Source organism: Mycobacterium sp. 1081908.1 (assembly GCF_001673535.1).
Classification (GTDB): domain Bacteria; phylum Actinomycetota; class Actinomycetes; order Mycobacteriales; family Mycobacteriaceae; genus Mycobacterium.
Genome location: NZ_LZLY01000097.1, coordinates 232,570 through 245,178, shown reverse-complemented (window position 1 = coordinate 245,178; position 12,609 = coordinate 232,570). Strand labels below are relative to the sequence as shown.

Sequence of the window (12,609 nt, the reverse complement as noted above, 5' to 3'; positions counted from 1 at the left end):
GCGGAGGCGCGCCCACGGGCGGTGGGACCGTTAGCGGTGGCTCTGGCGGCGGTGCGCCGGTGGCGGCTGGCGGCGGACCCGCGGGAGCCGGGCCTGCGCCCGGCGGTGCTTCTGGCGGCGGTGCGCCGGTGGCGGCTGGCGGCGGACCCGCGGCCGGCGGCGGACCCGCGGGAACTGGGCCTGCGCCCGGTGGTGGCCCCGGCGGCGGTGCTCCCGTGCCTGCCGGCGGTCCGGGGGCCGGCGGCGGCCCGTTCGGCCGGGGCGGGCCCGGCGGTGGCTCGTTCGGCGGGGGTTCGCCGGGCCATGGTGGCTTCGGCGGTGGGGGTGGCTTCCACGGCGGGGGCGGCTTCGGCGGCGGTGGCCATAGGTAGTCCGTGGGCTACGGATCACCCTGTGCGGGAAGGGAATATCTAGCTGTGCATGGCATCGGATTACGCACCCGCCGGTGCGCGATCGCACTGGTTGCTTGTACGTTGCTGACGACGACCTGCGCCGATTGCTCACCGCCAAACCTGGCAACCGTCTCCTCAACGGCCCCGGAAAGCCCGCAACGTTCATACAAGCGGCTTGCGGACCTGGAACGGCAATTCGACGGAAAGATCGGTGTCTACGCGGTAGATACGAACAATGGCGAGCTCATCGCTCATCGCGCGGACGAGCGGTTTCCACTCCAGAGCACGATCAAGCTCCTAGGTGTTGCAGCTCTGCTGAAGCGAGGCGGCGCCGACAGCAACCTATTGCAACAACAGGTGCACTACTCGGAGCGCGATCTGATCACCTGGAGCCCGGTCACGCGGAAAAACATCGCCGGCGGGATGACGTTCGCAGCTTTGGCCGAGGCGGCGATCAGCGACAGCGACAACACGGCGATGAACCTCATCACAAAGGCATTGGGCGGACCGGCGGAGGTGGAGCGGTTCGCGCATTCTGTCGGCAATCAGAAGTACAACGTGGAGCACTATGAAGGCCAATTGAATTCCGATCCCCACAGTGATCTCGACACCTCGACACCGAAAGACATGGCGACGAGTGTGCAGATATTGACGGTCGGTGATGCGTTGGCGCCTCCGCAGCGGGCTCAACTGCTCGGATGGATGCGCAACAATACGGTGGGGTACAAGAGAATTCGTGCCGGCGTCCCGCTCGGCTGGCTGGTTGCCGACAAGACGGGATCTGGCGCCTACGGCATTGCGAACGACATCGGGATCGTGTCGTCGCCGTACTGCAAACCAATCGTGCTGGCGATTTACACCGTGCAAAACCGGCGGGAAGCGAACGCGCGGGAAGACATCGTCGCGAGCGCCACCGACGCCATCCTCGACCAGTTCGCCGAGCACGATCGCTGCTTTGCGGAATTAGCCTCCAGTTGAGCCTGCGCCAGCGGGTTTTGTAACCCGAAAGCGGTTTTGAGAACAGCGGTCTCTGCACCGGTTGCTAATCGCTCGTCGGGGTACGCCAATTCGCTGGGAAATCATCGGCTGTGAGCAGGCTGTGCAGGCTACGATGGCCCAGAGCGATCCGCTTGCCGCGAACCTGCTGTTGAATGGAAGCGACTTCAACGTAATGCAGCCCGTACCGGGGTCGTTGCCGACCGGGACAGTGACGTTGCTGCTGGCTGACATCGAGGGCTCCACGCGGTTGTGGCACGACCAGCCCGACGCGATGACGGCGGCTGTGGAGCGGCTGGATCGCCTCCTGGCGCAGGTCGTTTCTGGGCACAACGGTGTCCGGCCGGTCGAGCAAGGCGAAGGGGATAGCTTCGTCGTTGCGTTCACGCGCGCCAGCGAGGCGCTCGCCTGCGCGCTGGACCTGCAGCGTGCGCCGCTGGCACCGATTCGCCTGCGCATCGGCGTGCACACCGGCGAGGTGCAGCTGCGCAACGAGGGCAACTACGTCGGGCCCGCGATCAACCGCGCGGCACGGCTCCGGGACCTGGCCCACGGCGGCCAGACGGTGCTATCTGGCACCGCGCATGACCTGGTCGCCGACCAGCTCCCGGCCGACGTGTGGTTGTCCGATTTGGGCACGCATCGCCTGCGCGACATGACGCGTCCCGAGCGGGTCGTCCAGTTGTGTCACCCCGAACTTCGCGTCGACTTCCCGCCGCTCCGCTCACCGGGTGCCGCATCGCGCCGCCACCTTCCGGCGCAGCTGACCAGTTTCGTGGGGCGAAGCGAGCAACTCAGGGAGATCCGTCGGCTGGTGGGCGACAGCAAGCTGGTGACCCTGACCGGACCCGGGGGAGCGGGCAAAACCCGACTGGCGGTGCGCAGCGCGGCGCTGCTTGCCACCGAGCTGGACGGCGGGGCGTGGTTTGTCGACCTCGCGCCGGTCACCGATCCCGATGGCGTCGCGTCGGCCATCGCTCGCGCGCTTAGCCTGCCCGATCAGCCGGGGCGCTCGAACGTCGACACGGTCGTAAGTTTTCTTGGCGAGCAGCCAACACTCCTGGTCTTGGACAATTGCGAACATCTTCTCGGCGGCGCCGCCGCGGTGACCGCCGAGCTGTTCGCCGCCTGCCCCAACCTGGCCATCCTCGCCACCAGCCGCGAGCCGCTCGGGGTGCCCGGCGAGGTGATCTGGCGAGTGCCGCCGCTGTCGCTCGCCGACGACGCCGTCGAATTGTTCGTCGACCGCGCGCGCCAACTGCAACCCGAGCTGGATCTCAGCGACGACGACAGGGCGTTGGTCACCGACATTTGCCGGCGCCTGGACGGCATGCCGCTGGCGATCGAACTGGCGGCCGCGAGACTGCGCTCCATGTCGCTCACCGAGATCGCGGAAAGCCTCAGCGACCGCTTTCGCCTGCTGACCGGTAGCGGCGCGGCATCGATTGAGCGCCAGCAGAATCTGTGGGCTTCGGTTGACTGGTCGTACGCGCTGCTCACCGAGAGCGAGCGGGCGGTGTTCCGGCGACTCGCGGCCTTCAGGGGCGGCTTCGACCTCGGCGCGGCAGAGGCAGTTGCCGGCGGTGAAGATGCAGACGGACCGGCCGTGCTGGACCAGCTCACCGCCCTCATCGACAAATCGCTGGTAATTGCTCAAACATCGAACCGACGAACGCGATACCGGCTGCTCGAGACCATGCGTCAGTTCGCCGAGGAGAAGCTCGCCGAATCGGGCGAAACGGCCCGCGTCCGTGGCGCTCACTGCGACCACTACGCGACCGTCGCGGCACGTTGCGACGATCCCGCCGGCGGCGCCCACGAACGCCAAATCGTTGAAATCGAAGCAGATTTCAACAACCTGGGCGCGGCGTTCCGCTGGAGCCTCGAAAACGGCGACGCCGACGGGGCATTGACGATCGCCTCGTCGCTGCAGCCGCTGTGGCTGGGTCGTGGGCGCCTCGAGGAAGGTCTGGCCTGGTTCCAGGCGGCGTTACAGGCACAGCCGGCGGTATCCCCGGCGGTGCGGGCCCGTGCGCTGGCCGACATGGCGCTACTGAACGTCTGGCTGGGAGCCGTTGATGATGCTGAACCCGCCCGTCAAGCGCTCGAGATCGCCCGCGGCGTAGACGATTCGTTCGTGCTGACCCGCGCGCTGACTGCCTGTGCCGCGGTCAATGCCTACGATCTCGAAGCCGCTCACCCGTACTTCGAGGAGGCGCTCGGTATCGCCCGTGGAATCGGCGACAAGCGCCGGCTTATCCAGATCCTCGGCTGGCAGGCCTACGGCGCCTTTGTCGGCGGCGACCCCCTCGCGATGCGCGGCGCCGCCGAAGAGGGCCTCGACCTCGCAGAAGCCATCGGCAACCGTCTCGGTGTGCGTCAATTCCAATGGGTTCTGGCGATGACGCAAATGATCAGCGGCGAACTGGATTCCGCCATCGCACAATTCCGCCGGTTGGTGGTTGAAGCCGACACGGCCCGCGACCTGACGTGGAGAACCATCAATCTGCTCAGCCTGGCCCGCGGGCTGGCGTACCAAGGCGACGCTAAGGCGGCCCTCGGCACCGCCAAGTCCGCCATCGACGCGACCGGGCAACTCGGCAGCTGGTATCGCGGCCTCAGCTACGCATCGTTGACCACCGCCGCCATAGTCGCGGGCGATATCGCGTTGGCCGACAGCGCGATAACCGCGGGACTACCCGCCATTGACGCCCAACCCAAACTCGCCGCACGAGTGGCTGACTACGCCGCTGAGGCGGCCCTGGCCACCGGTGATCTCGACGAAGCCGCCCGTCGCGCAGATTCAGCGGTGGCGTCGACGACCGGTTGGCACTTGTCCAGAGCGCTGACAACCCGGGCCCGAATCGCGATAGCGCAGGGCGGCTACGCACAAGCCGAACGCGACGCGCGCGAAGCGCTCAGTCAGAGCGCCAAATTCAGCGCATACCTGGGAATCCCCGACACGCTCGAATGCCTGGCCGCCGTCGCGGCGCAATCCAACGCCCAGGAAAGAGCCGCCCGGCTCTTCGGCGCTGCCGACGCCATCCGCCAGGACAGTGGCGAGAACCGCTTCCCAAACTACGAATTCGCCTACCGAGATGCCGTCGCTTCGGTCCGGGATACGCTGGGGGAGGCCAATTTTGACAACGCTTGGTCCGAGGGCGCCGCGTTGTCGGTCGACGAGGCGATCGCCTACGCCCAGCGTGGTCGCGCCGAGCGCGCACGAGCGACCAGCGGGTGGGAGTCATTGACGCCGGCCGAGCATGACATCGTCCGGCTGGTCACCGAGGGGCTCGGGAACAAGGACATCGCCACGCGACTTTTCGTCTCGCCGCGAACCGTGCAATCGCATCTCACCCACATCTACAACAAGCTGGGATTGCGTTCACGCGTACAACTGGCAAGAGAAGCCAACCGTCGAGCGGCCGGAGCACGCTGAGCTTCGCGACCCGTGTCGGGACTACTGCAAATCGGTTCGCCGCCGTATCCAGATGACGATGCCGACGACGGCCGCCAGCACCGCCACGGCCAGGAGAACCCGCCGTGGTCGTCCCCTATCGGTCACCCGATCGGCGGAATGATTTACCGCCGTTGACTTTTCGACATCTGGGGCAGGCAGTCCGTTGGTTTCCGGGTTGCTCGACTGCTCGGAGTCGGCGGGTGCAGGTGGGCTCGTTTGGGTGCCCGACTCGTGCGCAGGTGCCGCCGCGGCGGCGGGTGGCCCGGTGACCACTTGAGAGGCTGAGGGCGGTCGCCGGTCACGCCGCCGTCGTCGCGGCGCCCAGACCTCGTCGCCCAACTCGTCGGGAATCAGCCACATCAACAGCGCGAGGTTGATCACCGCGAGCACCCCGTGCAGCAGGACGTCGGCGGCGTGGAACCCCAACGGCGTCGGCACCCTGCGCGCCGTGGCGACGCTGCTGAAAAACAACAACATCGTGTAGCCCACCGCGCTCACCGCGGTAACGGTCACCGCCGCGCGGCGCTTGCCGACGGCCGCGATGGCGACCACCCCAAAGGCCAGCAGCAGGCCGCTGTGCGCCGGGGTCGAGGTCAGGCCGAGAACCGGGGCGCCGGTGGGTCCGGCATGCGGATGCAGGGCCGCCGAAACCAGCCCGGCAATGCCGAACGCGCTCACGAGGACGCCCTCGATCAGCAGGAACCAACGACCGCTGTGGAAGCGCCCCGGGTCCATGGGGACCCGGTGCAAGCCCGACGTCAACCCCGGAACGTGCCCCGCTGTAACTGGCATCGGCCAACCTCCAGCCCAACAAACCCTTGGCATCGGCTACCCGCTCCCGGCCGGACTACTCCAGTGGGTGTTCACATCGGCCGAGGATTGAGCACCCGTTCCCAGATCGTCGCCAGCGTGTCGACGAGCGCCCGCAGATCCGCATCGGACGCGTCGGGGGCCAGGGTCAGCAGCCGATGCACGTTCATCGTCACCAACGCCGTCGCCGTCCCGTGCGGATCGGCAACATCGGTCTTCAGTGCGGCCATGAGCTCCTCGGCGACCGCCACCACGGGCTCGATGAGGGCCGACCGCGCCGCGGCCACCTCGGGATCGTCGCCGGATGACCAGAACACCGCCCGCAAAATCGCCCCATGCCGCCGATACGTGTGAGCCGCGCTGAGCAGGGCCGCGCGTCCGGCCGCCACCGGGTCCTGGGCCTGGCGCCATTGCTCCAGCGCCGCGTCCGCGTCGACGCGGAGGGGGCGTACCAACGCGGCGATCAGCTCGGCGCGGTCGCGGAAGTACACATAGAAGGACTTGCGCGACAGGGTGGTCCGGTCCATGATCGCCGCCACGTTGACCGCGTGCGCCGGCTGCTCGGCCAGCAATTCGGCCGCGGCGTCGAGGATTTCGCGGCGAGCCTGCGCCGGAGTGCGCCGGCGCCGCTGCGCGGGATCGGGCCTTTCCTCGTCGGCCCGTCGCGTTACTGCCACTGTGGCAGTATAGTCACGCTGTTACTGCCACGGCGGCAGTAACAGCGATGTGAGGAGCTTCCAATGAGGTCTGGCTGGACGGGCGCGGCGAGCGCGCCACGCTGGTATTGCCTGGCAGTCGCGCTGTTTCTCGGGGTGCGCGCCACGTCGACGCTGGTAGCGGGGGCCAGCTTCGACCTACCCGGCGATGGGTGGAGATCGTTATGGCAGCTGGCGATGGTCGCCGTGCTTGCCGTCGGTATCGCACGCCCGCGCGCCGCGGGAGTGGCCGCGGCGTCGGTCGGCCTGATCTACGCGATGGCGACCGGGCTTGAGGTGTTGCACGGGACCGACCTCGCGGGCGCGGTGCCGGTGGACATGCGCGACCGCTTCGTTCACCCGTTGCTGGCCGGGCTCGCCGCCTTCTGCTTGCTGCTGGGAAAGCGCCGCTCGCAGGACGCGATCCCGGATCGCTGACGGCTGGCTTGGTTGCTGGGCCGTTTGGGTATCTATGTGAGATCGGCGCACGCCCGCACTGGGTCGTTCACGGAGGAGGCACCATGTTGCACAGCATTGTCCTTGCAGCCGCACAGCAACCCGAGGCCGCGGGCATGATCCTGCGGGGTATCAAAGGCATTTTTGTCGCGATCGGAAGCATCATCGCCGCCATCGTGTGCGCCGTAATCGCAGGCGCGAAGGGTCGCAGCGCGATCGTCTGGGGCATTCTCGGACTGTTCTTCTCGATCCTGACGTTGATCGTCGTCATCGTCATTCCGTCGAAGAAGTCGTGATCACTAATTCACGAAAAGTGCGTCCTACCAACCCCACTCGTCATCGTCCAACACATCCACGGTGAGCGAGTTGTCGGCAGGCCCCTGCGTCCCGTAGAGGAAGGTGAGCAGAGTCCGGTCGTCGTCAAGGGGTTCGGTCGCAACGACGGTGGCGTGCCCGATCTTCATGCGGATCCTGTCTCCGGGCTTCAACTCGTCGACACGCCGAAGGGGCACGCTCAACCATAAATGCCAGTGATGCTGCCCATGTCAGATGTTGATGATTCGCCGGGCCGCCACCTCGGCGCAAGCCCGACACGGCCAGGGGCCACCCGGGGTCACACATGTCAGCTGAGCCGGTCTGTCGAGGCGGTAATTTTGCGGACAAACGGGGGTATTTCTTTCCCTGCTTGGTGTGGCAGCATTTAACGAGGGCCACGGGTCGGGATGCCGCGACGCTGTGGGGTGCAAAGTGAAAGTTAGCAAACCAATACAAGCTGAGTGGACGCTTCGCCTGCTCGTCCTCGGTAGCGCCCGCCAGATCGCTCGTTTCGTTGGAGCTGGCCTGGTGGTTGCTTGGGCGGTGCTGCTGGGTCCACCCGTCCCGTCGGCGTTCGCCGAGCCGTGCCCCGACATTGACGTCGTGTTCGCCCGCGGTACCTACGAGCCACCGGGGGTCGGCGCGGTGGGACAGGCATTTGTCGACTCACTGCGCGCGCAAGCCGGCAACCGGTCGATCGGGGTGTACGGGGTCGACTACGCCGCGAGCGGCGATTTCCCTCCCGCCGGCGATTTGCAAGCAGCCCTACCGTTCCTCAGCACCGTCATGAACGGGATCTACAACGCGAGGGATCATGTTCAGTCCACGGCGGCGAACTGCCCGAACACCAGGATCGTGATCGGCGGCTACTCCCAAGGCGCAGTCATCGCGGGTTTCCTCACCTCGGCCTCCGTACCGAAGGAAGTCCCTGCTGAGTACCTGCCGTACGTGCCCAAGCCGATGCCGCCGCAGATCGCTAACCACGTCGCCGCAGTCACACTGTTCGGGAAGCCCTCCGACCAGTTCCTGAGCAGCTACGGCGCGCCGCCAATCAGGATCGGACCCCTGTACGCGCCCAAGACGATCGATTTGTGCGCTCCCGGTGACGACATTTGCAATGGTGTCCCCAACCCGCAGCCGGGATTCGCACACCTCACGTACGGCACAAACGGGATGACTAACGACGCCGCAGCGTTCGTTGTGAGCCATCTCTAGCGGCGCCGCTTGGGGATTTGGAGTCCTCGTGCCCCGCCGCTAGCCCGCTGGATAGTTTTTGCAGGTGTTGGCCATCGTCACGAGAAGTCCGGCGTACTGGTTGACCGCGGGCGCCTGCTGCTGGATCAACTGCCGGCGCTGCTCAGCCCCTCCGTCGAGAAATGCATGCAGCCAGGTCTGCCTCTCCGGGGAAGCGGCATACTCCGCGCCACCATCGGGCGAAGCCGCGTTCAGCGCCGCCGCCGCCTGTGAATAAGTGCAGGTCGTGTTGATGAGGGGGGTCAGATCCGGGTCCGCGGACGCAACCCCGGCCCCCGCGGTCCATGCCAACGCCGAAGCGCAAACCACGACAACCAGTCCTGCCGGCGAGTGTTTGGCCATTTCGTGCGCCTTCCTACCGATGCACCATTAACCCGCTGCCCGACCACGAGCCGTCTTTCTTCGCGACGCTAGCAGCCTGGTCAGTGCGTTAAAAGCCTCCTAGTGCGCCCGGAGTAGCTGATCGCGGCGTTACTGATCACCGCCAACATGGTCTGATACCTCAGCTCGGCCACGGTCAACTCCTTCATCGAAGGAGTGTTAAGGATCAGCCGAAGTAACTGTCAAGCATCAGCCGAAACACTGTCAGGCATCACCCGAAGTAGAAATGTCAAGCATCAGCCGAGGTCATACATTTCTTGTTGAGCCCCCTGTCAGGATTGAACTGACGACCGCTCGCTTACAAGGCGAGTGCTCTACCACTGAGCTAAGGAGGCCGGTAAACCAGGCTGCCAGCCTAACGGGTTACTCGTCGCCCTCGATGATCCGCGTTGAGCGCACCGGCCGCGACGAAGGGCGCCGCCGGCCCGGCAACGGAATCCGGTCGGCGATGTTGCTCAACGGGTTGACCACCATGGTGAGCCCGAGGACGGCGTCCTGCAGGGTGGCGATGGCCGGCTCCAGCGCCTCCATCCCCGGTGTCAGCCGGGCCAGGGTGTCGGCGACGTCGGCGAGCTGTTCCAACGGACCATTCTTGGCGGTCAGCTTGTCGATCAATCCGCCCTCTGCGAGCAGCCGATCGGCCAGGCCGTCCTCCGACAGCACCCGGTCGATCAGCCCGTCCTCGGACAGCAGCTGATCGGCCAGCCCGCCGGGCTGCAGCGCGCGCTGCAAACCGCCGCCCTCGGCGGTCAGCCGGTCGAGCAAACCGCCCTCCGACGTGAGCATGTCGACCACGCCGCCCGGACGCAGCAACCGGTCCAGCGGCCCGTCCGTCGCCACGGCGCGGCCCAGCGGCGCGTCGTCGTCCAGCAGCCGGGCCAACCGGTTGGCGCGCACGATCGCCTCGTCGATCCCCAGCATCGAAGCCATCGCGTTGGTCCCGGAGTCCCCAACGTCCCCCAGCGCGCGCTTCGCCACCCCCACCGCCGCGGTGGCGACGTTCAAGCTCGCGTCGGCTGCGGCAAGCCCGACCCGCGCGGGGGCCGTCGCAAGCGACACGATTCCTTTGGCGAAGTCCATACCGTCAGAGTCTATTCGCGAGACCCCCTGCGCGACCCCGGCCGTTCCAAGCTCATACCATGATTCTTTGCAGACTGTTAGCAGACGACTGGCATCGAGCTTTCAGGAATTACACAATAATCGGAAAGGCAACGTTCAAACAAAGGACAGACGTGACCTCATGACAGCGCCTAGCCCCAGCGGCTCCAAACCGGAAGCTCGCGTCCTCGTGATCGACGACGAGGCCAACATCGTCGAACTGCTCTCCGTCAGCCTGAAGTTCCAGGGGTTCGAGGTGTACACCGCCACCAACGGCGCCCAGGCCCTGGATCGAGCCCGTGACGCCCGCCCCGACGCGGTGATCCTCGACGTGATGATGCCGGGCATGGACGGCTTCGGGGTGCTGCGGAGGCTGCGCGCGGACGGCATCGACGCCCCGGCGCTGTTCTTGACCGCCCGCGACTCCCTGCAGGACAAGATCGCGGGCCTGACGCTGGGCGGCGACGACTATGTGACGAAGCCATTCAGCCTCGAGGAGGTCGTCGCCCGGCTGCGGGTCATTCTGCGACGCGCTGGCAAGGGCGGGGCCGAACCGCGCAACGCCCGCCTGACGTTCGCCGACATCGAGCTCGACGAGGAGACGCACGAGGTGTGGAAGGCCGGCGAACCGGTGTCGCTGTCGCCCACCGAGTTCACCCTGCTGCGCTACTTCGTCATCAACGCGGGCACCGTGCTGAGCAAGCCGAAGATCCTCGACCACGTCTGGCGCTACGACTTCGGCGGTGACGTGAACGTCGTCGAGTCCTATGTGTCGTATTTGCGGCGCAAGATCGATACGGGGGAGAAGCGGCTGCTGCACACCCTGCGGGGCGTCGGCTATGTGCTGCGGGAGCCGCGCTGAGCAGCGAGCGGTAGCGAGGAAGATGGGCATGCCCAACAAGGTTCGACGCGGATTGCCACTACGGGTGGGCCTGGTGGCCGCCACCCTGCTCCTGGTGGCCTGTGGTTTGGCGGTCTCCGGCCTGGCCGTCACCTCGATCCTGCGGCACAGCCTGATCAGCCGCATCGATCAGACGCTGCTCGACGCGTCCCGCAGCTGGGCGCAGGCCCCACGGCGGCAGTCGCCGCCGCCGTACGAAGGCCCCGACCCCGGGCGCCCGCCGTCGAAGTTCTACGTGCGCGGCATCGGCACCGACGGCACCCCGTTCACCGCCATCAACGACCGCAACGCCGAGCCGGCGCTGCCGCCCAACAACGACGTGGGTCCCAATCCGACGACGCTGCCCTCGGTCAACGGCTCGGACATCCAATGGCGTGCGGTGTCGGTGCGCGGTCCGCACGGCCTGACGACGGTCGCGGTCGACCTGTCCGACGTGCAGCACACGCTGAGCTCCCTGGTCTGGTTGCAGATCGGCATCGGGGTGGCGGTGCTGGCCGTCGTCGGGATCGCCAGCTTCGCGGTGGTGCACCGCAGCCTGCGGCCACTGACCGAGGTCGAACACACCGCCGCCGACATCGCCGCGGGCCAGTTGGATCGCCGCGTCCCGGAACGCGATCCGCGAACGGAGGTGGGGCGACTTTCGTTGGCGCTCAACGGGATGCTCACCCAGATCCAGCAGGCGGTGGCCTCCTCGGAGTCGTCGGCCGACAAGGCCCGCGGTTCCGAGGAACGGATGCGACGGTTCATCACCGACGCCAGCCACGAGCTGCGAACGCCCCTGACCACCATCCGCGGCTTCGCGGAGCTGTATCGCCAGGGCGCCGCGCGCGACGTGTCGATGCTGTTGTCGCGCATCGAAAGCGAGGCCAGCCGGATGGGCCTGCTGGTGGACGACCTGCTGCTGCTGGCCCGGCTCGACGTGCAGCGGCCGCTGGAACACAACCGCGTCGACCTGCTCGCGCTGGCCAGCGACGCCGTGCACGACGCGCAGGCGATCGACCCCAAGCGCTCCATCACCATGGAGGTCCTGGACGGGCCCGGCACCCCCGAGGTGCTCGGCGACGAACCCCGGATTCGCCAGGTGCTCAGCAACCTCGTCGCCAACGCCCTGCAGCACACCCCGCCCAGCGCCGACGTCACCATCCGCGTCGGCACCGCGGGCGACGATGCGGTGCTCGAAGTGGCCGACAAGGGGCCGGGCATGAATCAGCAGGACGCGTCGCGGGTGTTCGAGCGGTTCTACCGCACCGACTCGTCGCGGGCCCGGGCCAGCGGCGGCACGGGCCTTGGGCTGTCCATCGTCGATTCGTTGGTGCGCGCGCACGGCGGCGACGTCACGGTGACGACCTCACCCGGCGAGGGATGCTGCTTCCGCGTCACGCTGCCCCGCGTCAGCGACGTGTCGGCGCCGGAGCCGGCTCACGCCAGCTGAGCCAGCGCCGCCTTGATCTTGGCCTGGGCCGCATCGAGGGATTCGGATGACGGATTGCGGTCCACGTTGGCGAAGCCGAAGTCCTTCAGGCTGCGGGTGGGGAAGACGTGGACGTGCAGATGGGGCACCTCCAGCCCGGCGATGATCATGCCGGCACGCTCCACCCGGAACGCCTTGCACACGGCCTTGCCGATCAGCTGGCTCACCGCCATGACGCGGGCGAACACCGCACCGTCGACGTCCTGCCACTGATCGATCTCGGCGCGGGGCACCACCAGCGTGTGGCCCTGCGTCATCGGCTCGATCGTCAGGAACGCGACGATGTCGTCGTCCTCGTAGACGAAACGGCCGGGAAGTTCACGGTTGATGATCTTGGTGAAGATCGACGCCATGGCCCCAGCATAGGTTCGGCGATCGAC

13 protein-coding genes, 1 tRNA gene and 1 pseudogene are annotated in these 12,609 nt (G+C 67.0%); 8 read left to right on the top strand and 7 right to left on the bottom strand.

Features of this window, described 5'->3' with window-relative positions; genetic code table 11:
* From A5655_RS15155 to A5655_RS15145, 3 genes are all read left to right on the top strand, one after another.
* Window positions 1-414: hypothetical protein (locus tag A5655_RS15155; RefSeq protein ID WP_369807216.1), on the top strand; the 414-nt coding region annotated here is incomplete at its 5' end.
* A gap of 2 nt (window positions 415-416) precedes the next feature.
* Window positions 417-1,370 (top strand): class A beta-lactamase, encoded by a 954-nt coding sequence (gene bla / locus A5655_RS15150; RefSeq protein ID WP_197508700.1) that lies wholly within the window; start codon window positions 417-419, stop codon window positions 1,368-1,370.
* A 193-nt stretch (window positions 1,371-1,563) separates the two neighbouring features.
* Window positions 1,564-4,827, top strand: coding sequence for a LuxR C-terminal-related transcriptional regulator (locus A5655_RS15145; RefSeq protein ID WP_067011302.1), 3,264 nt, complete (start codon window positions 1,564-1,566; stop codon window positions 4,825-4,827).
* A gap of 21 nt (window positions 4,828-4,848) precedes the next feature.
* Here the strand turns inward: A5655_RS15145 and A5655_RS15140 are convergent, their stop codons facing one another.
* Together A5655_RS15140 and A5655_RS15135 are read right to left on the bottom strand one after the other, a co-directional pair.
* Window positions 4,849-5,640, bottom strand: a complete 792-nt coding sequence (locus A5655_RS15140; RefSeq protein ID WP_197508699.1) for a DUF4383 domain-containing protein — start codon at window positions 5,638-5,640, stop codon at window positions 4,849-4,851.
* Window positions 5,641-5,711: 71 nt separating this feature from the next.
* On the bottom strand, window positions 5,712-6,335 hold the full coding sequence (locus tag A5655_RS15135; protein ID WP_067011267.1) for a TetR/AcrR family transcriptional regulator: 624 nt from the start codon (window positions 6,333-6,335) through the stop codon (window positions 5,712-5,714).
* Between the two features lie 63 nt (window positions 6,336-6,398).
* On the opposite strand from A5655_RS15135, the gene A5655_RS27895 reads away from it, so the two are divergent.
* A complete protein-coding gene (locus A5655_RS27895; RefSeq protein ID WP_156764863.1) occupies window positions 6,399-6,791 on the top strand; it encodes a hypothetical protein in 393 nt (130 codons plus the stop codon).
* Window positions 6,792-6,874: 83 nt separating this feature from the next.
* Complete coding sequence (locus tag A5655_RS15125) at window positions 6,875-7,105, top strand: deoxyribodipyrimidine photolyase (protein ID WP_067011265.1); 231 nt, start codon at window positions 6,875-6,877, stop codon at window positions 7,103-7,105.
* Window positions 7,106-7,129: 24 nt separating this feature from the next.
* Here A5655_RS15125 and A5655_RS28295 read toward each other — a convergent pair whose 3' ends face one another.
* Window positions 7,130-7,273, bottom strand: a complete 144-nt coding sequence (locus A5655_RS28295; RefSeq protein WP_197508698.1) for a hypothetical protein — start codon at window positions 7,271-7,273, stop codon at window positions 7,130-7,132.
* Between the two features lie 283 nt (window positions 7,274-7,556).
* On the opposite strand from A5655_RS28295, the gene A5655_RS15115 reads away from it, so the two are divergent.
* Window positions 7,557-8,339, top strand: a complete 783-nt coding sequence (locus A5655_RS15115) for a cutinase family protein (RefSeq protein ID WP_082978671.1) — start codon at window positions 7,557-7,559, stop codon at window positions 8,337-8,339.
* A 39-nt stretch (window positions 8,340-8,378) separates the two neighbouring features.
* Here A5655_RS15115 and A5655_RS15110 read toward each other — a convergent pair whose 3' ends face one another.
* The 3 genes from A5655_RS15110 to A5655_RS15100 form a co-directional block, all read right to left on the bottom strand.
* Window positions 8,379-8,720 carry a hemophore-related protein gene (locus tag A5655_RS15110; RefSeq protein WP_067011263.1) on the bottom strand — a complete coding sequence of 114 codons (342 nt, stop codon included), beginning with the start codon at window positions 8,718-8,720 and terminating at the stop codon, window positions 8,379-8,381.
* 302 nt (window positions 8,721-9,022) lie between these two features.
* Window positions 9,023-9,094 (bottom strand) — tRNA-Thr (locus tag A5655_RS15105).
* A gap of 28 nt (window positions 9,095-9,122) precedes the next feature.
* Window positions 9,123-9,839 carry a hypothetical protein gene (locus A5655_RS15100; RefSeq protein ID WP_067011262.1) on the bottom strand — a complete coding sequence of 239 codons (717 nt, stop codon included), beginning with the start codon at window positions 9,837-9,839 and terminating at the stop codon, window positions 9,123-9,125.
* Between the two features lie 160 nt (window positions 9,840-9,999).
* Between A5655_RS15100 and A5655_RS15095 the strand changes: the two genes are divergently transcribed.
* Window positions 10,000-10,719, top strand: coding sequence for a response regulator transcription factor (locus A5655_RS15095; protein ID WP_067011261.1), 720 nt, complete (start codon window positions 10,000-10,002; stop codon window positions 10,717-10,719).
* A 28-nt stretch (window positions 10,720-10,747) separates the two neighbouring features.
* Window positions 10,748-12,206 (top strand): annotated as a pseudogene (locus A5655_RS15090) (sensor histidine kinase).
* Here A5655_RS15090 and A5655_RS15085 read toward each other — a convergent pair.
* Window positions 12,178-12,582: an HIT family protein gene (locus A5655_RS15085; RefSeq protein WP_067011260.1), complete on the bottom strand. Its 405-nt coding sequence runs from the start codon at window positions 12,580-12,582 to the stop codon at window positions 12,178-12,180. The pseudogene A5655_RS15090 and the gene A5655_RS15085 sit on opposite strands and share 29 nt — an antisense overlap.
* Window positions 12,583-12,609 lie beyond the last annotated feature (27 nt).

Excerpts from the sequence above, each read along its gene's own strand:
- A5655_RS15145 (WP_067011302.1), top strand. The coding sequence starts at position 1,564 with ATGCAGCCCGTACCGGGGTCGTTGCCGACCGGGACAGTGACGTTGCTG.
- A5655_RS15140 (WP_197508699.1), bottom strand. The coding sequence starts at position 5,640 with ATGCCAGTTACAGCGGGGCACGTTCCGGGGTTGACGTCGGGCTTGCAC.
- A5655_RS27895 (WP_156764863.1), top strand. The coding sequence starts at position 6,399 with ATGAGGTCTGGCTGGACGGGCGCGGCGAGCGCGCCACGCTGGTATTGC.
- A5655_RS15125 (WP_067011265.1), top strand. The coding sequence starts at position 6,875 with ATGTTGCACAGCATTGTCCTTGCAGCCGCACAGCAACCCGAGGCCGCG.
- A5655_RS28295 (WP_197508698.1), bottom strand. The coding sequence starts at position 7,273 with ATGAAGATCGGGCACGCCACCGTCGTTGCGACCGAACCCCTTGACGAC.
- A5655_RS15110 (WP_067011263.1), bottom strand. The coding sequence starts at position 8,720 with ATGGCCAAACACTCGCCGGCAGGACTGGTTGTCGTGGTTTGCGCTTCG.
- A5655_RS15100 (WP_067011262.1), bottom strand. The coding sequence starts at position 9,839 with ATGGACTTCGCCAAAGGAATCGTGTCGCTTGCGACGGCCCCCGCGCGG.
- A5655_RS15095 (WP_067011261.1), top strand. The coding sequence starts at position 10,000 with ATGACAGCGCCTAGCCCCAGCGGCTCCAAACCGGAAGCTCGCGTCCTC.
- A5655_RS15085 (WP_067011260.1), bottom strand. The coding sequence starts at position 12,582 with ATGGCGTCGATCTTCACCAAGATCATCAACCGTGAACTTCCCGGCCGT.